The organism is Pseudomonas sp. PWP3-1b2, assembly GCF_049896045.1.
GTDB lineage: Bacteria > Pseudomonadota > Gammaproteobacteria > Pseudomonadales > Pseudomonadaceae > Aquipseudomonas > Aquipseudomonas antarctica_B.
In genome coordinates this window covers 27,987-52,375 of the sequence record NZ_JAFCTN010000038.1, presented here as the reverse complement: position 1 = coordinate 52,375, position 24,389 = coordinate 27,987, and the positions used below count along the sequence as shown (strand labels likewise).

Sequence of the window (24,389 nt, the reverse complement as noted above, 5' to 3'; positions counted from 1 at the left end):
GGTGCCTAGTGGTGGGGCGAAGGCCTTTTGGTTACTTTTGGGCCTTTCCAAAAGTGACCCGCTGTAAGAGCGGAACCCATCTCAGCCATCATTCAAATAACGGATATGTACTCAAAACCCCACCCAAAACTCACCCCTTCGCCTCCCGAATAATCTGCCGAATCGCCCCGACAAAGGCTTCAACCGGTTGCCCACCGCTGACCGCATACTGCCCATTAAAAACAATAGTAGGCACCGAACTCACCCCCCGAGAAACCCACAGCTTCTCCTCTTCACGCACCTCAGCCGCATACTCATCCGAAGCCAGAATCTCAGCAGCCCGCTTGCCATCCAGCCCCACACCATCAGCAATGCTCGCCAAAGTCCCATGATCAGACGGGTCCCGCCCCTCACTGAAATAAGCCGTGAACAACGCTTCCTTGAGGTTGTACTGCAACCCCTCCAACCCCGCCCAATGCAACAGCCGGTGCGCATCAAACGTGTTGTAAATCCGGCTCTGCCCGTCCGTACGAAAAGCAAACCCCAACTCAGCCCCCATATCGCGAATCCGCGCACGGTTAGCCTGGGACTCCTCAGCAGTCGAGCCGTATTTTTCCGTGATGTGCTCAACAATGTTCTGCCCTTCGGCAGGCATATTCGGATTCAGCTCAAACGGCTGAAAATGAATCTCGGCCTGCACTTCAGCGCCCAATTGATCAAGCGCTTCAGTCAACCCTCGCAGCCCGATGACGCACCAGGGGCACGACACATCGCTGACAAAATCGATTTTCAGGGGAGTACTCATGACCAGGCGACCTCGCTGGCGTCGATGCGCCGCAAAAGCTCTACGATACACCAACTTCACAGCACCTTCGAAGGCTCGCCCAAGTCAATCTGTGCCCAGTGCGCCGCATCTTCGCGATGAGCTTTGAGATACGGCAACACCGCCGTCAGCAACGGCGCCTTGAACGCCTCCTGAAAACGGTGAGCCATGCCAGGAATCAGTCTCAGCTGGCTGCCCTGGATATGCGCAGCCAGATGCACGCCGTGCATCACCGGCAACAACGGATCAGCGGTACCGTGCACCACCAGCGTCGGCACGCGCAGTTGGTTGAGCAGCGGCACGCGGCTTTGTTCGGCGAGGATCGCCATGATCTGGCGCTTCACTCCGTCAGGGTTGAACGCACGATCGTAAGACAGCGCCGCCTGATGCAGCAACATCTGGCGGTCATCTTTCACGTAGGGGCTGCCCAGCGCGGCGAGCAAATCGGCTTGCTGTTCAAGCGCCACTTCGCGATTCGGCGCGCTGCGCCGCGACAGCAGTTGCACCAGCGCCGCACTCGGTGCCGGCAGGCCTTCGGCGCCAGAGCTGGTCATGACTAACGTGAGGCTTTCGACTCGCTGCGGCGCCATCGCCGCCAGGTGTTGGGCGATCATGCCGCCCATGCTTGCGCCCAGCACGTGGAATTGCTGGATCTTCAAGGCGTCCATCAAACCCAGCGCATCGTCGGCCATATCGGTCAGCGTATACGGCGCCGCCACTGGCAGGCCGAGTTTGTAGCGCAGCACTTCGAAGGTCAGGTTGGCGCTGGCCGGCGCATGGCGCCAGGTCGACAGGCCGACGTCACGGTTGTCATAGCGAATCACCCGAAAGCCTTGCTCGCACAGCGCAACGACCACTTCATCGGGCCAGTGAATCAACTGCCCGCCCAGGCCCATCACCAGCAGCAAGGCAGGGTCAGACGCGCGGCCGATACTCTGGTAGGCAATGCTTACCTGAGCCAGATCGACCGTTTGAGTCGGGACATTGACGTCACATCGAGAAGCCGCAAAAGACGGCAGGCCGAACAATAGAGCGGCCAGTAAAAGCAACACGCGCATGAAAAACACCGAAACGCAGAACCCCAGTAGAGCGCGAGTCTGATGAAGTTTGTTAAAGCGCGCTGCCACACTTCCATGACAGTTTGATGAAGAGTGCCCGGTGGTCGAAGTCGACACGCAGAGCAACATGAGACAAACTCACGTGATTCAACTTTGACACAAATTGTCTTCATGGAGAGCCCGTGCTCGAGATCCGTCACCTCAAGACCCTCCACGCCCTGCGCGAAGCCGACAGCCTGGTGGAAGCTGCCGAGCGCCTGCACCTGACGCAGTCGGCGCTGTCCCACCAGTTCAAGGAGCTGGAAGAGCGCCTGGGCATGCAGCTGTTCGTGCGCAAGACCAAGCCGCTGCGCTTTACCAGCGCCGGTTTACGCCTGCTGCAACTGGCGGATGCCACCCTGCCGCTGCTGCGTGGCGCCGAGCGTGATATCGCGCGATTGGCCGGTGGCACCGCCGGGCGTTTGCATATGGCAATCGAGTGCCACAGCTGCTTCCAGTGGCTGATGCCAACCATCGACCAGTTCCGCGACGCCTGGCCGGAAGTCGAGTTGGACCTCGCGTCGGGCTTTGCTTTCGCGCCACTGCCCGCCCTCGCCCGTGGCGACCTGGACCTGGTCGTGACGTCTGACCCGCTGGAACTGCCGGGCATCACCTATGTGCCGCTGTTCACCTACGAAGCCATGCTGGCGGTGGCCAACCAGCATGCGCTGGCGAACAAATCGTACATCGTGCCCGAAGACCTGCTGACCGAAACCCTGATCACCTACCCGGTGGAACGCGACCGCCTGGACATCTTCACCCGGTTCCTGGAACCCGCCGACGTGGAACCGGCGCAGGTGCGCACCTCGGAGCTGACGGTGATGATGATGCAGCTGGTAGCCAGCGGTCGTGGCGTGTGCGGCATGCCGCATTGGGCGCTGCATGAATACAGCTCGCGCGGGTATGTGAAGGCCAAGCGGCTGGGCGAAAAAGGCTTGTTTGCGACGTTGTATGCGGGGATTCGGGCGGACATGCTCGACGCGCCGTATATGCGCGACTTTTTGCTGACGGCCAAGGACACGTCGTTTTCAACGCTGGATGGAGTCAGCGCAGTTCGCTAGACCCCACACATCAACTGTGTGGCTTGGGTGGGGAGCTCCCACATTTGGATCTTCAGTGGTTGCTCAACTCGCGCCACATGTGGATCTTGTCGAAGTAATCAACGCCCACCCGCACTGCCAGTGGCTCCAGGCCGTACTGGATGAAGCCGCAGCGCTGGTACAACGCAAACGCTGCGTCATTCCCGGCGGTGACGGTCAGTTGAATCAGTTTCAGGCGGGGATGCTTGCGCGCTTCGTCGAGCGCCGCCTCGACCAACTGGCGGCCCAAGCCTTGCTGCTGACAGGCCTCGGTCACGTACATACCAAACAACGTCACCTTGTGCCGCGCCTTCTCGCGTGGCTCGAAGGCCAGGCCAACAATGCCTGCCAGCTCATCGCCGTCAAACCCGCCGAGCAACCGATCCAGCGGGCTGTCCAAGCGCTTTTCCCACCAGCTCAGCGGCATCGAAGCGCGCTCCGCCACACTGGAGGTAAACGCCTGCGGGTAGGCGCCGTACGCTTCGAGCATCAACGCCCGATAGGCCTCGGCATCGCTGGCCCCCAGGGCGCGAATAATCATTGCGTCAGCGAAGCGCGGTAAAACGGCAGGATCAGGTCGCGCGTCAACGGTGCCAACTGCAGGCCACCGTCACCGGCCGGGTCGATCCAGCGCACTTCTTCGATTTCAGCCGCGGGCGTCACCGCCACGTCGATGTGCACCTGGAACAGTTCGGCTTCCACGGTGAAACCTGGCTCGTTGGCGGCCGGCGCCGAGAAGTTGCCCAAGTAGACGGCGTCGCCGGGGTCAATCGTCAGGTTCAGTTCTTCGTGCAGTTCACGGGCGAGCGCCTGGGCCGGTTGTTCGCCTGCGTCGATCTTGCCGCCAGGCTGCATGAAGGCCTGGGTACCGCGCTTGCGCACCAGCAGGGTTTGGCCGTCGCTGCCGATCAGGACGGCGGCGGCGATGCGGATGGTTGTGGACATGGAGTGAAACCTTGCAGTCAAAAAAGTGATGGTAAGGGAGTCAGGCTTGGGCCTCCTCCTCCGGGATCGTGACAAATACGCTGTACTTGGTCTTTTCCATCGCCTCAAACGCGATCAGCTTGTCCACCAACGGCAAGTTCAGCACCTTGCCCGCGTTGAGCAGCAACATGCCGTTATCGGCGTTGAGGTTACGCGCCAGAATCATCCCCGCCGCCAGCTCGCGGGTGCTCAGGACCTTGACCGACGGGTCACCCAGGGTCACATCACTGAGGAACGTCGCGCAGGCCTTGATGAAGTCCTCGACCAGATCAGGATCGTAGAGGCGCCCGGCATACTTTCGGATATAGACCAGCGCCTCGTCACTGTTCATGTGCCGCTCGAGGATCAGCCCCTTTTGCAGCTCGATGAAGTCCACCGCCAGTTTCAGCAGCCGCGAACCCATAGGGATCGCGTCCCCCTTCAGATGATCCGGAAACCCCGTGCCGTCCCAGCGCTCCTGGTGATGACGGATCAGCCGCGCGGCATCCTTCATCGGCTCCAGGGTCATCAGCAGCGACTCGCTCTGGGTCGGGTACGCCCGGTAACGCTCACGGTCGGTGCTGTGCAGCATGTCCGACGGCGAGGTCATCATGCTGTCGCTCCAGCTCAGCTTGCCGATGTTGTACAGCGCTGCGGCCATGGTCAGGTCGCGCGTACTGGCTTCATCCATGGACTGGGCAGCGCAATACACCCTGATCAGCTCGATCAACGCGCGGTTGGTCTGCTTGTCCCTGGGCAACCGCAGGTTCGCCAACAGCGAAAACACTTCGGTGCCGGTCACGTAGCTGCGCTTGAGCTCATCGTAGGCCAGGTCAAGCATGTCGGCGGTCTGCTGCAACTCGGCGGTGCGGGCTGCGACGCGTTTTTCCAGCGTCGCGTTCAGCACCTTGAGCTGGGCGTTCTGCTCCTGACTCAAGCGCTCCAGGCGCCGATGCTCAAGGGCCTGATGCAGGATCAGCGGCAACTCTTCGTCATTCCAGGGCTTGCTGATATAGCGGTGAATCTGCCCGTCGTTGATCGCCTTGATGATCGTGGTCAGGTCGGCGTAGCCGGTCAGTAGAATCCGGCTGGTGGCAGGGTACAGCTGATGGACCCTGGACAGCAGCTCAGCCCCATCCATGCCGGGCATGCGCGCATCGCTCATCACCAGATCGACAGGCCGCGCCGCCATGATGTCGAGGGCCTGGGCCCCGCTGCCGGCGAGCACGACGTCGTAGGGCTGGCCACGCAGCAGGCGCCGCAGGCTATTGAGGATCGATTCTTCATCGTCGACCAGCAAAATAGTGGGTTTATCGCAAGCGATCGTAGCAAGTGGTTCATCCATGGACTTTGCCTTCGAGTTAAACAAACGTGATCTGAGTCCAAACCCTGTACCGTGTGGATGGGCACACTGACTGGCGCTGCATGCCGCAATGCATGTGCCGCGTTGATTTGACGCCAACTGGCCGTCGATATCAAGGGAGCTCGACTATGCTGTCATGGCAGGTCGGCAATCCGACTCGCCGTAAAACCAAGGAAGAATTCGTTATGCAGTCGAGCCGTTTGCCAGTGCGCAACGCGTCATGACCCCGGATTCGGGGCGGGCCAACCGTCGTATTCTGATCGTCGATGACACCGCTTCGATCCACCAGGACTTCCGCAAGATCCTGTGTGCCGATGCCATTAGCGAGCAGTCCCTGGACAGCCTGGAGGAAACGCTGTTCGGCAATACCACCACAGTTCGCCAGGCGTTCGAGCTTGACTCTGCCTACCAGGGCCAGGAAGCCCTGACCATGGTCAACACGTCCCTGGCAAAAGGTGCGCCCTATGCGATGGTCTTTATTGACATGCGCATGCCCCCCGGCTGGGATGGCCTGCAAACCATCGAACAGCTGTGGAACGTCGACCCCAACCTGCAGATCGCCCTGTGCACCGCTTTTTCCGATTATTCGTTTGAAGCCATCGAAGCGCGGTTGAAATTCAACGACCAACTGCTGATCCTGAAAAAACCCTTCGATCACCTGGAAATCCGCCAGATGGCCAGTGCCCTGACCTGGAAATGGCAACTTGCCCAGGACATCGCACTCAAGGTGATCGGCCTGGAACGCATCATCGAAGAGCGCGTACAGGAGCTGCTTAAGGTCTCGCACTTGCTGCAATACGACATGCTGACAGAGCTGCCCAACAGCACCTTGCTGGGTGATCGGCTCACCCAGGCAATTGCCTTGGGCCGCCGACATGACACGCAACTGGCAGTGATGTTCATCGGGCTGGACCGGTTCAAGCGTATCAATAACGCCCTGGGCTACCCGGTGGGTGACAAGGTGCTCTGCCTGGTCAGCCAGAGCCTGGTGGCTGCGGTACGCGAGTCGGATTCGGTATTTCGCTACGGCTCCGACGAGTTCGTGGTGGTGCTTAACGACATCCAGCATCCCCAGCAAACCCAGCACTTCGCCCAAAAGCTGCTCAAGGCCGTGAGCACCACACGACATGTCGCGGGCCACGATCTGAGCGTGACCGCCAGCCTGGGTATCAGCCTCTGCCCCAATGACAGCGGCACTGCGGTGGAGTTGATCAAGCACGCTGAAACTGCCATGCATAACAGCAAGGAACGGGGCCCGGACGCTTTCAGCTTTTATATCAAGGACATGAACCTGCGCGCGCAGCACCAGCAAAACCTGGAAAGCGCGATCCGCCTTGCCCTGCAGCGTAATGAGTTCGTGCTGCACTACCAGCCCAAGCTGAATTTGCAAACCGGTCGAATCGTCGGCGCGGAGGCATTGATTCGCTGGTTTCAACCTGGCTCAGGCTGGGTCAGCCCGAGCGTGTTCATACCCGTCGCCGAAGACAGCGGCCTGATTGTGCGCTTGACTCAATGGGTGCTGCACAACGCCTGCGAGCAGGCGCAGGCCTGGAGAGTACGGGGCCTGCCCTCTGTCATCGTTTCCGTCAATATATCGACCATCGATGTTCGCCAACGGGATTTTGTCGCCAACCTGACGGCTATCCTGCAGCAAACCGACTTGCCGCCCGCTCAGCTGGAGCTGGAAATTACCGAAAGCGTACTGATGCAGAATGTCGACGACACGGTCGACATTCTGCAAAAGATCAAGGCCATCGGCGTACGCCTGGCGCTGGATGACTTCGGCACGGGCTACTCCAGCCTCAGCTACCTGCGCCGCTTTCCCATCGATGTGCTGAAAATCGACCAATCGTTTATTCGCGGCCTGAGCACAAACAGTCGGGACGCTCAGTTGATCAGCGCTATCATCGGCATGGGCAAGAGCCTGGGCCTGAACATCATTGCCGAAGGAGTGGAAACCGTTGAACAGCTCAAGCTTCTGCAAACCCTGGCGTGTGAAGAAGGCCAGGGCTTTCTGTTCAGCCAGGCCGTGACGGCGCAGGAGTTCGCCCAGTTACTGCAGGGCAACCGCGCTGCCTTGATGCCCGATCACTAGTTACGCTTGCAAGGAGTGCTCCCTTGGGTGAAGTCTCAATCTACCGGCTCGGCCTCATCTTCACCTTGTGGTTGGGCCTGGGTGTGCCACTGATCGCTGCGCCGCTGGATGAGGCACTCAAACCCTTGCCCGAGGCGCCTGCACTGGACCCTGCCAGGGTTGACCTGGGCCGCCAACTGTTCAACGAGCCGCGCCTGTCGGCCAACCAATCGCTGTCCTGCGCCAGTTGTCATCATTTGGCGTCCGGCGGCGCCGACGACAAGCCATTTTCCATTGGCTTTGACGGCAAGCCGGTGGGCATCAACACCCCGACGGTGTTTAACGCCAGCCACAATTTCAAGCAGTTCTGGGATGGCCGGGCAGACACACTGGAAGCGCAAGTCAAACACGTCGTCACCAGCCCCGTGGAGATGGGCAGCGACTGGGCAACGGTGGTGCGCAACCTCTCTGCCCTGCCCGCCTACCGGGCCGCGTTCGCACAGACCTACCCCGACGGTGTCACCGCCGCCAACGTGCAAAACGCCCTGGCTACCTATGGACGCACGCTGTTAACCCCCAATTCGCGGTTTGACCAGTACCTGCTGGGCAACACCGAGATCCTCAGCCGTCAGGAAAAATATGGCTACCAACGCTTCAAGGACTACGGCTGCATCGCCTGCCACCAGGGGGTCAATATCGGCGGCAATATGTTCCAGAAATTCGGCGTAATGGGCGATTACTTCAAGGCGCGCGGCAACCCGACCGAATCAGACCTGGGCCGCTACCTGTTGACCCAGGACGAAGAAGACCGGCACGTGTTCAAGGTGCCAAGCCTGCGCAATGTGGCCGTTACCGCGCCGTACTTCCACGACGCCTCGGCCAAGACCCTGGAAGAAGCGGTCGATGTGATGTTCAAGTACCAGTTGGGACGCGTACCGTCCCAGGAAGACAAAGACCTGATCATTCAGTTTCTCAAGACGCTGACCGGCGAATGGGCAGGTAAACCTTTATGAGCATACCGTCATGAGCCTGTCTCGCCGCCGCTCCGGCCAAATGCTGCTGGGCTTGATTACCCTGATGCTGGCTTCGACGCTGGTGTTTCTGTACTTGAAGTCCACCCGGGATCAGACGGCCTCTTACACGCAGTCACGGGATCTGATCCGCCAGTTGCAGCAGCTCAATGCCCAATGGGACAGCGAAGTGCTCAAGGCGAGGATCGCCCTCACCCACAACTATGACCCTCTGGTAGCACCGCTGCTGCAAATGACAAAGATCTGGGCCGACCTCGAAAACCGCAGCGCCTACCGCAATTCTGCGGACCCGCGCTGGCAGGCTAACCGGGACGCTTATCAAGCCGCCATCCGGGAAAAAGCACGGCTGGTGGATCAGTTCAAATCCCACAATGCGGTGCTGCGCAACTCCCTGGCCTTTTTACCGACCGCCGAAGATGACATCCAGGCCCAGTTCCACCGCTATGAAGGTGAGGATCGACTGCAACTGCAAAGCGTTGCCACCGACACCTACGACCTGCTGCTCAGCAGCCTGGAATTCGCCCAGGTAACCAGTGACGATCTGGCTGCCGACATCCTGGTGGGCCTGGGTAAACTGGCGGTGAATAAAGAGCGCTTGCCCAGCGATTTCCAGGCGCCGGTCGATATCCTCAGCAATCATATTTCGCTGATCCTGCGCGAGCAGCCGATGGTCAACAGCCTGCTCGAGCGGATTGCCGCCGTCCCCGTGGCCGCGCTCCTGGACGACCTGACCACCGACCTCAACCAGGATCAGCAAGCGGCTGACCTCATCGATCATAAATACCACCGTTACCTGCTGATCTTCTCGGGCATGCTGGTGGCGCTATTGCTGTACCTGGCCGTGCACCTGTTGCGCAGCTTTGCCGAGATCAGCCGGGTCAACCGCGCACTGCAAGCGGCGAACGAAACCCTGGAACAGCGCGTGGAGCGGCGCACCCAGCAGCTCAAGGACGCGCAAAGCGAGTTGATGGACAGCGCCCGCCAGGCCGGCATGGCAGAGATCGCCACCAACGTGCTGCACAACGTCGGCAACGTACTCAACAGCGTGAACATCTCCGCTGACCTGGTCACCCGCAAACTGCGCGCCAGCAAAGCATTGGGCCTGGGCAAAGCCATGCAGTTGATCAACGAGCACCAGGCTGACCTGGGCGCCTTCATAACCCACGATGAAAAAGGCAAGCTGTTGCCCGGCTACTTGAACCAGTTGGTGGACGCGATTGGCGTCGAACAACAAGCAATGGTCGATGAACTGGCGCAACTGAGTAAAAGCGTCGATCACATCAAGGACATCGTTTCCACCCAGCAGTCCTATGCCGGGGCGTCCTCGCTGCTGGAGCCGCTGCACATCAGCGCCTTGATGGAAGACGCCCTGCGCATGAACGCCGGTGCTTTGAGCCGGCACCGTGTCACGGTGGTCAAGCAGTACGCGCAGGTACCGGAGATCCTGGCGGATAAACATCGACTGCTGCTGATCATGGTCAACCTGATCAGCAACGCCAAATACGCCATGGCCAACCTGGCCGACCGGCCACGGCAAATCACCCTCACGGTTCAGCCGCAGGATGACAACACCTTGAAGATCAGCGTCAAGGACGATGGCGAAGGCATACCGGCCGAAAATATGACGCGGATATTTACCCACGGCTTCACCACCCGCAAGGAAGGCCACGGCTTTGGCTTGCACAGTTGCGCCCTGGCGGCCGTGGAAATGAAAGGCCAGCTCAGCGCCCACAGCGACGGGCCGGGCCTGGGCGCGGTATTTACCTTGACCATTCCTCTTACCCTTGCCGGAAGCCGCGCATGAACCTAGCTGCGAATCGACGCATCCTGTTGATCGATGACACACCGTCGATTCACGACGATTTCCGCAAAATTCTCATGCCGGACGTTGAGTCAAACCCGGAACTGGAGGACATGGAGTCGGCGCTGTTTGGCGAAACGACCAAACCCCGAGTCCAGAGCTTTGAACTGCACTCGGCCTATGGCGGAGAAGAAGGTTTGCAGCTGCTGACCACCGCCATGGCAGAACAACGGCCCTATGCCCTGGCCTTTGTCGACATGCGCATGCCCCAGGGCTGGGATGGCGCAAAGACCATCGAAGAGCTGTGGAAAGTCGCCCCCGACCTGCAAGTGGTGGTGTGTACCGCGTATTCGGACTATTCCTGGGAAGACCTGCTGGAGCGCCTTCACGCGCACGAGCGTTTGCTGATCCTGAAGAAACCGTTCGACAACATCGAAGTCCAGCAGATGGCCAATACCCTGGCCAATAAATGGGACATGGCCCTGCGCGCCTCCCAGCAGACCTCTCACCTGGAACGGCTGGTGGAACAACGCACGCAGGCGCTGCAAGTGGAAATCGAGGAGCGCAAGCACCTGGAAGGCCAACTGGTGCAGTCCGAAAAGCTTGCCGCGCTTGGCCAACTTGCGGCAGGTGTGGCCCATGAGATCAACAACCCGATGGGTTTTATCTCTTCCAACCTGGGCGCCCTCGACGGCTACTTCAAACAACTGCAGCAGATGCTGGACGCTTACCGACAGGCCGAGGAATGCCTGGCGCCGGGCGAACAGCGCGACCGGCTCAAGGCAATGCGCGACGATCTGGAGCTGGATTTTCTCAAGGACGACATTCCGATACTGATCCGCGAATCCAAGGACGGCATCGGCCGCGTAGTGCAGATCGTCAAGGACCTGAAAAACTTTTCGAGGGTGGACAACGACCAGACCTGGCAGTGGGCCAACCTGCAACAGGGTATCGATTCAACCCTGAATATCGTTGCCAGCGAACTCAAGTACAAGGCCGATGTGATCAAGCAGTACCAACCCTTGCCCGAGATCGAATGCCTGGCCTCGCAACTCAATCAGGTGGTGATGAATCTGGTGATCAATGCCGCGCAAGCCATGGGGCCGGAGCGCGGGCTCATTACCATCAGCAACGGCGTGGAGGGCGAGACTATCTGGCTGGAAGTCGCGGATAACGGCTGTGGCATTGCCCCTGAAACCGTGCAGAAAATTTTTGACCCGTTCTTCACCACCAAACCGGTAGGTGAAGGCACCGGGCTGGGGTTGTCATTGTCCTACGGCATCGTCAAGAAGCACGGTGGCTCTATCTCCGTCAGCAGCGAATTGGGCACGGGCACGACCTTTCGCGTGGTGTTGCCAATTCGGCAAACGGCGGCGTAGGGTACGCCGCCGAACGGGCTGCGTAGGGCGCTACGCCGCTTCCTGAAAGTCCATTTCCGGTGGCTGTTGCGAGAACCCACGCGTCAGTACGCCCAGGTAAACAAGCCCGATCGCCAACCACGCCAGGCCCAGGTAAATCGCCAGGTGATCGAGGCTGATCATCAGCCACAGGTCCGCCAGCAGGCCGATGGTCGGGAATACCAGAAACAGGATCAGCTCACGTGCACCGCGCTGTTTGGCGCCGATCCAGTAATGGAAGATCACCGACAGGTTGACCAGGCTGAACGCCAGGAATGCGCCGAAGTTGATGAACGAGGTGGAGGTGGTCACGTCCAGCTTCAACGCCAGCAAGGCCACCACGGCACACAACAGAATGCTGTTGACCGGCGTGCCAAAGCGCGCATGCAAGGTGCCGAAGAACGATTTGGGCAGCACGCCGTCGCGGCCCATGGCAAACAACAGGCGCGAACCGCTGGCCTGGGCCGACAGCCCCGAGGCAAATTGGCCGACGATCAGGCCGATCAGGAAGATCGATACAAACAAGTCGCCACCGATATTGCGCGCGATTTCATACGCGGCCGAATCCACATTGGTGAATTCGAACGACGGGTGGGCGACTTGCACGAAGTAGGACACGCCGACGAAGATCAGCCCGCCGATCAAGGTGATCAACATGATCGCCCGTGGGATGGTACGGCGTGGGTCGCGGGTTTCTTCGGTGAGGGTGCTGACGGCGTCAAAGCCCAGGAACGAATAGCAGGCGATGGCGGCGCCGCTCATGATCAGCGGCATGTGCATCTGGCCGTTGAAGAACGGGGCGAGGGTCCACAGCGGTTTGCTCGCATCGCCACCAATGTAATGGATGCACAACACCACAAACGCGATCAGTACCAATGCCTGGATCAGCATCAGCAAGGCGTTGATGCCGTTCGCCAGTTTAAGGCCGACGATATTGATGGCGCTGGTGATGCCGATAAACGCCAGCACCCAGACCCATTGCGGCACCGAAGGAAAGGCCGAATTAAGGTACGCCGCGCCGATCAGCCAGATGGCCATGGGCAGGAACAGGTAGTCGAGCAACACCGCCCAACCGGCGATAAAGCCGAGCTTGGGGCTGATCGCCTTGCGCACGTAACTGTAGGCGGAACCGGCCACCGGAAAGGCCGCGGCCATGCGTCCGTAGCTCATGGCGGTGAAGAACATCGCCACCAACGCCGCCAGGTACGCGGCGGGGACCATGCCGGCCGTGGATTGCGCCAGGATGCCGAACGTGCCGAGCACAATGATCGGCGTCATATAGGCGATGCCAAACAGCACCACCGACCCTAACGACAGGGTGCGTTGCAAACGAGCCATGAGCGATTCTCCGCTGAATTATTGGTTTTATGGCAGAACTGAAGTCGGTGAAGCCGGTGTCATTTTTTTATGTTTAAACACGCTTTTGTGGCGAGCGGGCTTGCCCCGCGTTGGGCTGCGCAGCGGCCCCAGTGAAGACAAACGCGGTGTATCAGGCAGTTCGCGCAGGCAGGTTTCAGGGCTGCTGCGCAGCCCAACGCGGGGCAAGCCCGCTCGCCACCACAAGCCCGCTCGCCACAGAGCGTCAGCCTTGGTCTTTAGGGATCAACAATTCGCGCGTCCCATCGCTGCGCTCAATCACCTCTCCCGGCAATTTCAAGCGCTGGTCATCCAGGTAGCGGTAGTCCTTGCGCGCCGCCCCAAGCTGGTCAAGATCGAGCTCAACCGTGAATTGCCCTTCTTCGCGGCCCGCTTCAAACAGCAAGCTGCCAAATGGGTCGACCAACGCGCTGCCGCCAGCGAACAACAGGCCACCGTCGCCCTCTTCCACGCGGTTGACCATCAGCGCGAACGCCTGGTTTTCCTGGGCGCGGGCCATGATGGCGGTGCGGTGTGTCGGCCCGTAGGGGTCCATGTTGCCGTTGGTGACGATCAGCAATTCAGCGCCCAGTTGCGCGTTGGCACGGGCGGTTTCCGGGAATTCGATGTCGTAGCAAATCAACAGGCCGACGCGCACGCCGTTCCACAGGCACGTGGCGTAGCGATCGCCGGGGGTGAACACGCCGCGATCCGAGGCCCACAGGTGGGTCTTGCGATAACGCAGGGCAATGCCTTCGGGGGTGATCAACAAGGTGGTGTTATAGAATTGGCCGTTGTCGCTTTCAGCCATGCCAATGACCACGGCAATCGCTCGCTCACGGGCGGCGTCAATAACGGCCTGCACCGTGGGGCCGTCCAGCGGCTCGGCGATGTCGGCGACGGTCTCGGCCGTCGGAAAACCCATCAGGTGAGTTTCCGGGAAAATGATCAGTTGCGTGTCACCGGCGCAAGCGGCAATTGCCGCCAGGGCGCGCTCAAGGTTGTAAGCTGTGCCGTTATCACGGCCTGCCAACTGGGCAAATTCGACCTTCATCAGGTATTCCTTGTTCTTTATCTGTGCCGCAGTATGCGCAGCCATAACCTGCCAGGGAATTACGCGGCGGGGGTAACCCGATAGGGGTAGATCAATGACCATGTCGCTGGAAGACATCGCCTGGCACCGTTCGGTGGGGCAAATGATAGACGCCCTGGACCAGCCCAACTTCTGGACCCAACTGGTGCGCCTGCTCAACCAATATGTGCCCTTCGACAGTTGGGTGGTGTTGCTGTTCAGCAGTGCACACCGCCCGCTGGTGTTCGCCGAATGCCCGGGCGCCGACGGCACCCCGGACCACCTGTTTCAGGACTACCTCAACGGCCTCTACCTGCTCGACCCCTTCTACATCGCCAGCCGCGAGCAGTCGCGCACCGGGCTGTTTCGCCTGGCAGAGGTCGCGCCGGAGCACTTCGAACTCACCGAGTATTACCAGCGCTACTTCCGTTTGAACGTGGTCGCCGATGAAATCCAGTTCAATTGCCACCTGCCGGATGGGCGTACCCTGTGCCTGTCCCTGGGCTCGAAACAGCGCTTTGACCCAACGCAAATCGCCCTGCTGTCGCTGATCCAACCCTGGGTGCTGAGCCTGCTGCGTCAACGTTTGCCCTTTGAGCTCAACCAGGTCAGCACGCCTGAACCGCCCAAGCAAACGGATGAATGGGGCGCGCAACTCACCGCCCGCGAGCTGGATGTGGGCCGCTTGATGCTCAGCGGTTGCTCCAGCAAGGAAATCGCTCGTAAGCTGGAAATCTCTGTTGAAACCGTGAAAGTCCATAAGAAACACATGTACAGCAAGCTAGGGATCAAATCCCAGTCGGAGCTGTTCTCGATCTTTCTTCAGGCGCAAAACGCCTAGCCGATGAGTCCGAACCCAAGGAAAACCGTATGAGCCTGTCGTTACTAAGCCGTTACGCGTTCTTTGCCGTGTGCGTCATTTTTACCCTCGCCAGCCTCCCGTTTATCCAACATGAATGGCTGTGGCCGATCACCGTGGTCACGGGCGTGTTGAGCCTGATCGGCCTTTTCGACCTGCTGCAAAGCCCCCACGCGGTGCGCCGCAACTACCCGATCCTGGGCAATATCCGCTACCTGGTGGAAGCCATCCGCCCGGAGATCCGCCAGTACCTGCTGGAGTCCGACAGCGACGCCCTGCCCTTTTCACGGGCCCAGCGTTCGCTGGTTTATTCGCGCGCCAAGAACGAAAGCGCCGACAAGCCCTTCGGCACCTTGATCGACGTGTACCAGTCGGGCTTCGAGTTTATCGGCCACTCCATGCGCCCGGCGCCGTTGAGCGACCCCGGCGCGTTTCGCGTGATGGTGGGCGGCCCGCAGTGCACGCAGCCGTACTCGGCGTCGGTGTTCAACATCTCCGCGATGAGCTTTGGCTCGCTCAGTGCCAACGCGATTCGCGCGCTGAACCAGGGCGCCAAACTCGGCAACTTTGCCCATGACACCGGCGAAGGCAGCATCAGCCCTTACCATCGCGAAAACGGCGGTGACCTGACCTGGGAACTGGGCAGCGGCTACTTCGGCTGCCGCACCAGCGACGGCCGCTTCGACCCGGAGCGTTTCGCCGTGCAGGCGCAAAACCCGCAAGTGCGCATGATCGAAATCAAAATGAGCCAGGGCGCCAAGCCCGGCCACGGCGGGATCCTGCCCAAGCACAAAGTCACCCAAGAGATCGCCGACACGCGCGGCATCATGATGGGCGAAGACTGCATCTCACCGTCGCGTCACAGCGCGTTTTCCACGCCCATCGAAATGATGCAGTTCATCGCCCAACTGCGCGAACTGTCCGGCGGCAAACCGGTGGGCTTCAAGTTCTGCCTCGGCCACCCGTGGGAGTTCATGGGCATCGCCAAAGCCATGCTTGAAACCGGCATCCTCCCGGATTTTATCGTGGTGGATGGCAAGGAAGGCGGCACCGGCGCGGCTCCCGTGGAGTTCACCGACCATATCGGCGTGCCGCTGCGTGAAGGCCTGTTGTTTGTGCACAACACGCTGGTGGGCCTGAACCTGCGCGACAAGATCAAGCTTGGCGCCAGCGGCAAGATCGTCAGTGCGTTCGATATCGCCAGCGTGCTGGCCATCGGCGCCGATTGGGCCAACTCGGCGCGCGGTTTCATGTTTGCTATCGGCTGCATTCAGTCGCAAAGCTGCCACACCAACAAATGCCCGACGGGGGTCGCGACTCAAGACCCACTGCGTCAGCGCGCGCTGGTGGTGCCGGACAAAGCCCAGCGCGTGTTCAACTTCCACCGCAACACCCTCAAGGCGTTGGCGGAGATGCTCGCCGCCGCGGGCCTGGATCACCCGTCGCAGTTGTCGGCCAAGCATCTGGTGCGGCGCATGTCGGCAACCGAAATCAAGCTGTTCTCGCAACTGCATGTATTCCTCAAGCCCGGCGAATTGCTCACCGGTGAGGTGAACGGTGAGTTCTATTCGCGCATGTGGCAGATGGCGCGCGCGGACAGTTTTGAGCCGAACGCAGAGGTGGCGGCCTGACACTCAACCTTCAGCCCGCCCGACCTGGGCGGGCTGTAGAGACATCCGGTAATACCCAGCCTTTGCAATTGCTTACAAATACCGCCAACCTGCGCCCGCCCCACGCACGGCGTGCGTCAATGCCTACGCCTGCGTGTCTTAAATGCACCCTTCGCTCAAGAGCCCGCTGCCATGCTTAACGGACGCGACCCGCGCATCGACTTTTTTCGGGGCCTGGCGTTGATCTTCATTTTCTGGGATCACGTCCCCCACAATCCCCTTGGCCAGATAACCCTGCGCAACGTCGGCTTCAGCGACGCGGCGGAAATCTTTGTGTTCCTGGCGGGTTTCGCCTCGGTGCTGGCTTACGGCAAAGTCATGCAGCGCGAAGGCTACCTGATGGCCTGCCTGAAAATCCTGCGGCGCACCTGGGTGCTGTACGTGGTGCACATCTTTTTGCTGGCGGTGCTGATGGGCATCGTGTTTTTCGCCAACAGCCACGTCGAGACCCGTGACCTGGTGCAAGAGATGGGCATGACCCACTTCATCAGCGACCCACAACGCGCGTTGCTCGATGAGCTGCTGTTGCGCTTCAAGCCCAACTTGATGGACCCCCTGCCGCTTTACATCGTGCTGCTCGGCAGTCTGCCGCTGGTGCTGCCGTTTATGCTGCGCAGACCGTGGGCGGTGGTGGCGGTGTCGCTGACCGTGTACTTGCTGGCGCCATGGATGGGTTGGAACTTGCGGGCCATTGCCGATGGCGTGTGGTACTTCAACCCGGTGACCTGGCAGTTGCTGTTTGTGCTGGGTGGCGCGGCGGCGATTCGCAGCCAGCAACCCAAAGCCGTCGAAACCCGCGCCTTGCCACGCCAGCCACTGTTCATGGCGGCGGCGGTGTATGTCGTGGTTGCCGGCGTCCTGACCCTGTCGTGGCGCTGGCCGCAGATTCATGACGCAGTGATGCCGGTGTGGATCAGCGAGTGGATCTACCCGATCAGCAAGACTGACCTGTCGCCCTTGCGCCTGTTGCATTTTCTCGCCCTCGCCTACGTCACCGCCAAGCTGCTGCCAACGGCGGGCTGGACGCAAAACCCGGTGGCCGCGCAGGTGTGCCGCATGGGGCGTTTCTCTTTGGAAGTGTTTTGCCTGGGTGTGGTGCTCGCGCCGTTGGCGGACATGCTCAACGCCATGGCAGGCGATACAGTGCCGGTGCAACTGCTGACCGCGTTGGCCGGGGTGTTGTTGATGGCCGCGCTGGGCGCCTGGCTTGAGTTGAATAAACGCTTGAGTCAGCCCCGTGCTACATAGCTAGCGCCCACTGCGGGTGGGCGAATGCTTCCATCTCCTTTTACGTCTCACAGTGAAAGGAAGCGGCTCATGCCCACCCATCAACTCACCAACGGCCTGTCCGGCCACTTGCAGTCCAGCGAATCCTGGGGCCAGCAACAGGCCCTGGAACTGCTGCGCCAGGTTATGGCGCAGTCACTGAAGAGCCTGACGCTGGCGCAGCAGCGCGATTACGTCAGGCTGCAACGCGAGGCGCACGCCGCGCTCAAGGCGGTAGAGGCCGAAAACACCCTCCAGAGAGAGCGGTTCAAAGCCAGCGGCATTGCCACACTGAGCGCCAAGCTCGGCGGCCTCGACCCTGAAAAGGCCTTCCTGCACACCCGCTACCTGGAAAAACTCGAACCCCCGTTGCCCTGGGAGCCCCGCAGCAGCAGCGCTGTTGGCGGTTTGGGCGCCGCGAAGCGCTTTCGCCGGGCCGTGGACGAATGGCAGTACCGTGCCCACCTGTCGAGCCTCTCGTTATGGGACGCGGCCTGCCTGAATTTCGACTTCGGCACCGGCACCCCTCAAGGCTCGGGTCATAGCTATGTCAACGCGTCCTACCTGACGGGCGTGGATGAAAAAAAGCTGACTGTCAGCCAATTCATCGCCATTTGCCGCGAATTGAACCTGGGCGAAAAACTGCAGGCGGATTTGACAGAAACCCTGGGCCCAGGCGGCACGCTGCAGGGCTTGATCGAGGCCAGCGCGCGCGCCAACTTACGGTTTGAAGCAATAGAAGCCTATCGCAACCGTGCCAGCAGTGACCTGACACTGGCCCTGTACGAAACGCTGGTAGCGGCCATCGATGGCAGCAGCTCGTTGCCGTTCGATACATTGAGCATGGACCTCGACAGCACTCTGCTGCCGGCCGTGCCTTTTGTGGATACCTCCGGCAAGCGCATTCCAGTGCCCCTGCTGCTGATTAATGTCGGCAGCCTCGGGGTGGTTTCGTACTTCCCGTTCCGCCCCAGTGGCGCCCTGCGGTATCACATCGATGCCAAGACCGCCGGCGCGCATTTTCTCGCTGACCTCAAGGCCAGCCATCGCGACGGTAACCTCGGCTGGTTCTCACGCCAACTGCCGTTCACCGACATCCATCAGTTCAATGACCTGTTACGCAGTGAGCCACGCCCGCCAGGCCTGAGCGTTGCGGCGAGCTTTCTTTATGAGTCGTTTCACAGGTTATTTCCTGAGCAAACGCTGGACCACGTGAGGTTTGTCGCTGACCCCAAACAGGGCCGCCCGATGAGCCTGGTGCAAGCCCTTGCCTTTCGTCATATCCAGCAATATCAGGCCAACCTCGGCCTACTCGCGACCCGACGCTCGGAGCGCGACCTGCAGGGTGTGATCGACGGCGCGGCAGCGATTGCCAGCGAAATCATGGCGCTGTTGCTGACCCCGGTACCCGGTGGCGTCAGCGGCCTGAACCGACTGATGCAAGTAGTGGTGTTCGGCAACCTGACCTACAGCCTGATCATTGGCATCAACGAAGCTGCCAAGGGCCAGGCGAATGATTTTGCCGCAGCCATGGCAGACGCAGCGGACCTGGCAGTGAACGGCTTGTTGATCTCCACCGCCGGCCGTGTGCATCGCCAACGCATGGAAAACTTGCTGCAGCGCCTGGGTGGCCCGCGCAAAGTCACCCACAGCGACGGTACTCACACATTGTGGAAGCCGGACCTGCGCCCTTACGCGATAGCGGACCAACGCCTGCTCGATGGCCAGGTACCGAATGCCCAAGGCATTTATTTGATAGACGGCCAACAATACGTGCAGGTGCAACAGGGCGAACAGCGAAGCGTGGCGCAACTTGATCCCGCCGCAAAAACGCCGGGCTTCGTACTCAAGCACCCGAACGAAAAAGGCGTTGCCGTCCCGATTGTTTTCGACCCGAAAGTACAGGCCTGGGTCCTCGACCTGCACGGTGCCGGCCAGCTTTCGGACAGCCAACTGGTTGCTCAAATGCTGCCCAATGGCGAGTCCGCAGCGTCGCCCGCGCAGATCCGCACACTGTTACGCACCACCACTACCCCCCGTGAAACCCTGGACAAAATCTGGGCGGGTGAGCTGCCGCCAGTCAACCTGGTGGAAGCGGTGAGGCGCCTGCAAGTCGACCGGGTGATCGAGCAGTTGAGCACAGGCTTTCACCGTCGCGGCAACATGCCGGCGCATGCCGATGGCGCCGTCCTCTGCCTGCTGACACAGCTGCCCACCTGGCCAGCCGAGGCGGTTATCCACGTGCACGATCAGCAAGGTCTGCGGGTAGAAAGCTACGCAGCCAAGGATGCTGCCCGGCATGCCATCAACCTTAAACGCATGGACAACGGCACTTACCTCTCCCTCGACGGCGCAGAGACCGATGTGGTCTCCCTGGAATCCATGTTCGAGTTGATTATCCGCCAGCAGCCGGCCACCTCCACCTTGGGCAAAGAAGGTACCCAACACCTCACTGAAGCCCAGCGTATTGCGCGGCTGCGCTTGCAGATCAGCGCATTGGCAAGCGCGCAGCGTATCGCGCTGTTCAGCGCCATGACGCGTTACGCCGGGCAGGCGCAACATCAAGTGCCAGGCGACGTCGCAGCGCGCGCGTTTCTGCCGATCATGGCAGGGCCCACGGGCATGGAGGTCACACCGCTGCTGGCCAAACTGCACACGCTGTTTGCGCCGTTGAGCCCTGCGAACCTGCAGCAATTGCTGGCGCAAACACCCCTGAGCCCTGCACAGCAAAGCACCTTTTTGAGCGACGGTAGCCTACCCGCCAACGTTCGCGAACACATTGAACAGCATCGCACCGCCTTACGGATTGATGCCGCGATTGACGGCCTTTATCACCCACGCACGTTCAACCCGGATGCCGATCTGTGGGCCAGGGAGTTCGCGGGCAACCTGCTGCTCAAGCACTGCAAGCGCGATTTCGTGGTCACTGAAATGGCCGACGGCGTGGCACGCAACCGCTATAAAAACAGCGGGCCGGATGACACCACCGTCGAACTGCTGCATTACGGCGAAGGTCGCTACGAGGCGTACGACATGCGCAATGGCGGTACGATTCCAGTGACACCGGCCGTCGACAGTTTTTACCTCGCCATAGGCTCAGTGTTGCAACCTGGGGAGCGCACCCTGCTGGGAATGAGTTCTGCGGCTGACGCCCTGGGTTTGCGCACCACGCTGGGCGACTTGATGAGCGAACGTCGCAGCCCCGCAGGCCTGGTCAGCTTGCTCGATTACTCGCTGGGTCAGTACCAGAAGCAGAACGTGCTGCCAAAGGACCTGCAACCCAACCCCGAAGGGCTATATGACTGGGACGGCGATCAATTACTGGGCTTATACGGCTCGTTTTACCCGGTAATGTTCGATCAGAAGGTGCGCAAGTGGCGGCTAAAGCATCCAGACAAAGTCGGTGTCGACACCCCGCGCCTGGAGCACAATCGCCACGGCGCCTGGCGTCTGGAAAGCGAACGACCGCAGACGTGGGACGACCATCATTTGTTCTCGCGCCTGGGCACCGATTTCAACGTCGATGAGCGCACCAGCGCGCGCATCCTCTCGCTCACCGATACCCCGGCCCGCGCCTTGCGCGAAGTCCATTACGCTGGCCTGCCCCCGCCGCCGCTGTTAAAGGACAGCACTAAACGGTTCGGCATCGAAGCGCAAATCCTGCATTTCATCAAGGCCATGAGCACCTATTCGGCGACGCCCTTTGCCAGGCCTGCCCTGCAATTGCAGCTGGCGTACTCACTCCCACACTGGCCGCCCAGCCACGTGGTGGAAATCCACGATGCCGACGGTCGCATCATCGCCCACGCCCCTGCGGCCAACGCAAGTGCCAGCGAGAAAATCCGCCTGTCAGAAGCGCAAAGTCGAAGTGCGGAGCCGCTGATGAACCTGGTGCGCGACGACACGTTGACCAAGGCGCTGCTGGGCGAGCTGCCGGAAAGCTTGCAGGAGCGCCTGTTCAAACTGGCGAAAAAAATCGCCGAGCACGCCCACCGTGAACGCACCCAGCTGTTCGAAGCGTTTTACGCCCAGAGCGAGCGCCCCGGCAACGGTTTGCACACGCGCTTGCGCCAGCATTACCCGCAACTGCCAGGGAGTGCGCTGCAGGCGCTTCTCGACCACGCCACGCCCAAGGAACTCAAGCGACTCAACGAGCATGACGTGGTACCACTGCGCCTTGCCGAGCAGGCCAGGTTGACCGCCAACGATGTACGCCTCAACCGCGCCTTTGAAGGCGTGTACCTGACAAGCCTGCAAAACCCCGACAGCGAAAAAATCATGCTGTACGCACTCGCCCAGCTCCCCGGTTGGCCCGCCGACGTACGCCTGGATATCCATAAACGCGGCCCAGACGGGCCAGTGCTCGAAAGCGCCGGCCACCTGGCGGGCACTGAGCACAAAAGCCTCGTACGGGTCGATGGGCGCTATCAGGCCTATGACGACAAAGGCGTGTTGATCGGCCAACCGAGCACCGCCACCACCGACCTACTCACGGCTATCTGGCAGGTATTGAGCGACGAACAGCGCACCGCACTGGGCCTGGATGACAGCGGCGACGTAACAGCGCTGCGCAACTCGATTGCCGAGCTGGCGCTCAAACAGCGCGTCGCCATTAAAGCCTTGCTGGGCATCCCGCACATTCCGTACTGGCTGCAACCGCCGATGCGCGTCGACAGCTCGTTTATTGCCTATCCGTTTAGCATGCCGGGCTGGTGGCCATTCAGCAGGACTCCTCCTGTGGATCTGGTGAGCAAGGTTCAAGAGCTTTACCCCAGTTTCAGCAGGGCGGATGCCAATAACTTGCTCGAATCACTGGGCGAAACCCAACAGCAAAAGCTGCAACAACTGGCGGAACGCAAGGCTGAATACGACGCGCTGGTCTTCGGTCTGACGCGCTGGTCGGAAGCGGAATACGCCCAGGACATCAATGACCCGTGGGGAATGAACCTGGCCCGGCGGCGCGTGACGGCGCAGCAAATTTGCAGTGCCTGGCGCCATGAGACACGGCGCCCATACGACGGTCTGCATTTCGATACCCACAGCCTGGTGCTTCGACTCAATGGCAACGGCCTGCCGGATGCGGACTTCATCCTCGGTACCCGAGGCTTCGAACACATTGAATACCTGGCAATTTCCGGGGACAGCTTTCCGGCGACGGGAGAGGCCTTCCTGAGCAAGTTTGCCAACCTCAAGACGCTGAAGCTCGACTGCATGCTTACCCAACTGCCCGGCAGCATTACTGATATGGCACGACTGGAGCGACTGGATCTGAGCGACAACAACATTACCCTCACCGATGAATCCCGCCAGCGCTTGGCGGGCCTCACGCTGCTGCAAGAGTTGAACCTGGACGGCAACCCACTGGGCCTGACCCCGGACGTATCGGGCATGAGGCGTCTGCGTGACCTGCACCTGCGCCAGACCGACATCGACACCTGGCCTATCGGCGCAGAAAGGCTGACCCGCTTGCGCAGTCTGCTGCTGCAGGAAAACCAGCTCACCACGGTGCCGCAAATACTGTTCACCGATGCCGACATGCAAGCGACGAACCGCGTTACCGTTCTGCACGACAATCCACTGGACGAGGCAACCTTGCAGCAGCTTACGGAGTACCGACACCGCACGGGCATGTTGCTGGGCGGCGCGATGCCGGGCGCCCTGCACATTCCCGCGGCCTACAATGACTTAAATGACTGGCTGGACGGCGTCCCCATAGCAGACCGAGTGGAACGCAGGGCCTTGTGGGATCAACTGAAACAGCATGAGGGCGCCAGTCCTGATGACGCTTTCCGTGTGCTGCGTGACCTGACCCAGACGCTGGCCTACAAAACCAGCGAACCCTCGAGGAAAGCCCTGACGACGAGAGTCTGGCGGGTGCTGATGGCGATGGGTGAGTCCACTGATTTGCGTGAGCGCATTTACCTGAATACCTACGTGGCAGGCACCTGTGGTGATGGGGCGCTGTTGGTGTTCATGAATATGGAGATCGAGTGCAAGATTCATAAAGCGCGGTCTCAGCCAGGCAGCCTGCAAGCCACGGAGCAACTGCTGAGGCTGGCTCGCGGCGTGTTTTACCTGCGCGCACTGGATCAGTTGGCCGAAGACTTCCTGCAAGACGAACGCATCGAGGGCAATGACCCTGATGATGCAGAGGTCAAACTCTACCTGCGAACCCAGTTGACCCAAGAGTGGGACTTGCCACTTGAGCCGCTCGGTATGTTGTATTCGGTCGAAGGCATGATCGACAGTGCAGACGTCGACAAAATCAACGACCAACTCACGGTCAAGAGGAATGAAAGGGAGTTCCAGGCGTCACTGCTCAAGGAAGAATTCTGGATCGACTACCTGGCCCAGAACTTCCCCGAACCTTTTTCTACCATCCAGGACGTCACGCGCTACAAGGAAGAAAAATTGAAGAGTGAGGTGCCGGACACACGCTCCGACACCTATCTGGAAAGGCGCCAATCATTGATCGACTTGCAAGAGGCCGAACGCCTTCGACTGGTGACCCAGTTGACCGTGGCAGCGCAAAGGTCGGTCAAGTGGGTCGACGACTAGT

At 60.4% G+C, this 24,389-nt stretch carries 16 protein-coding genes; 9 read left to right on the top strand and 7 right to left on the bottom strand.

Annotated features, from left to right (window positions below; all coding sequences use genetic code 11):
* Nucleotides 1-130: 130 nt before the first annotated feature.
* Nucleotides 131-784 carry a DsbA family oxidoreductase gene (locus tag ACP7A2_RS21335; protein WP_426135825.1) on the bottom strand — a complete coding sequence of 218 codons (654 nt, stop codon included), beginning with the start codon at nt 782-784 and terminating at the stop codon, nt 131-133.
* 56 nt (nt 785-840) lie between these two features.
* The gene (locus ACP7A2_RS21330; RefSeq protein ID WP_426135824.1) at nt 841-1,860 is read right to left on the bottom strand and encodes an alpha/beta fold hydrolase; all 1,020 of its coding nucleotides are present in this window, start codon (nt 1,858-1,860) and stop codon (nt 841-843) included.
* A 182-nt stretch (nt 1,861-2,042) separates the two neighbouring features.
* On the opposite strand from ACP7A2_RS21330, the gene metR reads away from it, so the two are divergent.
* Nucleotides 2,043-2,960 (top strand): transcriptional regulator MetR, encoded by a 918-nt coding sequence (gene metR / locus ACP7A2_RS21325; protein WP_057012200.1) that lies wholly within the window; start codon nt 2,043-2,045, stop codon nt 2,958-2,960.
* A gap of 52 nt (nt 2,961-3,012) precedes the next feature.
* Here the strand turns inward: metR and ACP7A2_RS21320 are convergent, their stop codons facing one another.
* The 3 genes from ACP7A2_RS21320 to ACP7A2_RS21310 are packed head-to-tail and all read right to left on the bottom strand — an operon-like array spanning nt 3,013 to nt 5,286.
* Nucleotides 3,013-3,519 (bottom strand): GNAT family N-acetyltransferase, encoded by a 507-nt coding sequence (locus ACP7A2_RS21320; protein WP_426135823.1) that lies wholly within the window; start codon nt 3,517-3,519, stop codon nt 3,013-3,015.
* The gene (locus ACP7A2_RS21315) at nt 3,516-3,923 is read right to left on the bottom strand and encodes an NUDIX hydrolase (protein ID WP_426135822.1); all 408 of its coding nucleotides are present in this window, start codon (nt 3,921-3,923) and stop codon (nt 3,516-3,518) included. The genes ACP7A2_RS21320 and ACP7A2_RS21315 overlap by 4 nt, the downstream gene beginning before the upstream one ends.
* Nucleotides 3,924-3,963: 40 nt before the next feature.
* On the bottom strand, nt 3,964-5,286 hold the full coding sequence (locus tag ACP7A2_RS21310; RefSeq protein ID WP_426135821.1) for an HD domain-containing phosphohydrolase: 1,323 nt from the start codon (nt 5,284-5,286) through the stop codon (nt 3,964-3,966).
* A 238-nt stretch (nt 5,287-5,524) separates the two neighbouring features.
* Here ACP7A2_RS21310 and ACP7A2_RS21305 point away from each other — a divergent pair, with 238 nt between their 5' ends.
* From ACP7A2_RS21305 to ACP7A2_RS21290, 4 genes are read left to right on the top strand one after another with little or no spacing between them, the layout of a single operon-like run.
* On the top strand, nt 5,525-7,399 hold the full coding sequence (locus tag ACP7A2_RS21305) for a putative bifunctional diguanylate cyclase/phosphodiesterase (RefSeq protein ID WP_426135820.1): 1,875 nt from the start codon (nt 5,525-5,527) through the stop codon (nt 7,397-7,399).
* A 23-nt stretch (nt 7,400-7,422) separates the two neighbouring features.
* Nucleotides 7,423-8,391: a cytochrome-c peroxidase gene (locus ACP7A2_RS21300; protein WP_426135819.1), complete on the top strand. Its 969-nt coding sequence runs from the start codon at nt 7,423-7,425 to the stop codon at nt 8,389-8,391.
* A 10-nt stretch (nt 8,392-8,401) separates the two neighbouring features.
* On the top strand, nt 8,402-10,213 hold the full coding sequence (locus ACP7A2_RS21295) for a DAHL domain-containing protein (protein WP_426135818.1): 1,812 nt from the start codon (nt 8,402-8,404) through the stop codon (nt 10,211-10,213).
* Nucleotides 10,210-11,589, top strand: a complete 1,380-nt coding sequence (locus tag ACP7A2_RS21290) for an ATP-binding protein (protein WP_426135817.1) — start codon at nt 10,210-10,212, stop codon at nt 11,587-11,589. The genes ACP7A2_RS21295 and ACP7A2_RS21290 overlap by 4 nt, the downstream gene beginning before the upstream one ends.
* A gap of 30 nt (nt 11,590-11,619) precedes the next feature.
* Here the strand turns inward: ACP7A2_RS21290 and ACP7A2_RS21285 are convergent, their stop codons facing one another.
* Together ACP7A2_RS21285 and ACP7A2_RS21280 are read right to left on the bottom strand one after the other, a co-directional pair.
* The gene (locus ACP7A2_RS21285; protein WP_426135816.1) at nt 11,620-12,945 is read right to left on the bottom strand and encodes an APC family permease; all 1,326 of its coding nucleotides are present in this window, start codon (nt 12,943-12,945) and stop codon (nt 11,620-11,622) included.
* Between the two features lie 244 nt (nt 12,946-13,189).
* Nucleotides 13,190-14,017 (bottom strand): carbon-nitrogen hydrolase family protein, encoded by an 828-nt coding sequence (locus ACP7A2_RS21280; protein WP_426135815.1) that lies wholly within the window; start codon nt 14,015-14,017, stop codon nt 13,190-13,192.
* Between the two features lie 94 nt (nt 14,018-14,111).
* Between ACP7A2_RS21280 and ACP7A2_RS21275 the strand changes: the two genes are divergently transcribed.
* From ACP7A2_RS21275 to ACP7A2_RS21260, 4 genes are all read left to right on the top strand, one after another.
* Nucleotides 14,112-14,876 (top strand): response regulator transcription factor, encoded by a 765-nt coding sequence (locus ACP7A2_RS21275; RefSeq protein ID WP_426135814.1) that lies wholly within the window; start codon nt 14,112-14,114, stop codon nt 14,874-14,876.
* Nucleotides 14,877-14,905: 29 nt separating this feature from the next.
* Nucleotides 14,906-16,525: an FMN-binding glutamate synthase family protein gene (locus tag ACP7A2_RS21270; protein ID WP_426135813.1), complete on the top strand. Its 1,620-nt coding sequence runs from the start codon at nt 14,906-14,908 to the stop codon at nt 16,523-16,525.
* A 171-nt stretch (nt 16,526-16,696) separates the two neighbouring features.
* A complete protein-coding gene (locus ACP7A2_RS21265; RefSeq protein WP_426135812.1) occupies nt 16,697-17,812 on the top strand; it encodes an OpgC family protein in 1,116 nt (371 codons plus the stop codon).
* A gap of 69 nt (nt 17,813-17,881) precedes the next feature.
* Complete coding sequence (locus ACP7A2_RS21260; RefSeq protein ID WP_426135811.1) at nt 17,882-24,388, top strand: NEL-type E3 ubiquitin ligase domain-containing protein; 6,507 nt, start codon at nt 17,882-17,884, stop codon at nt 24,386-24,388.
* Nucleotide 24,389: the final 1 nt, after the last annotated feature.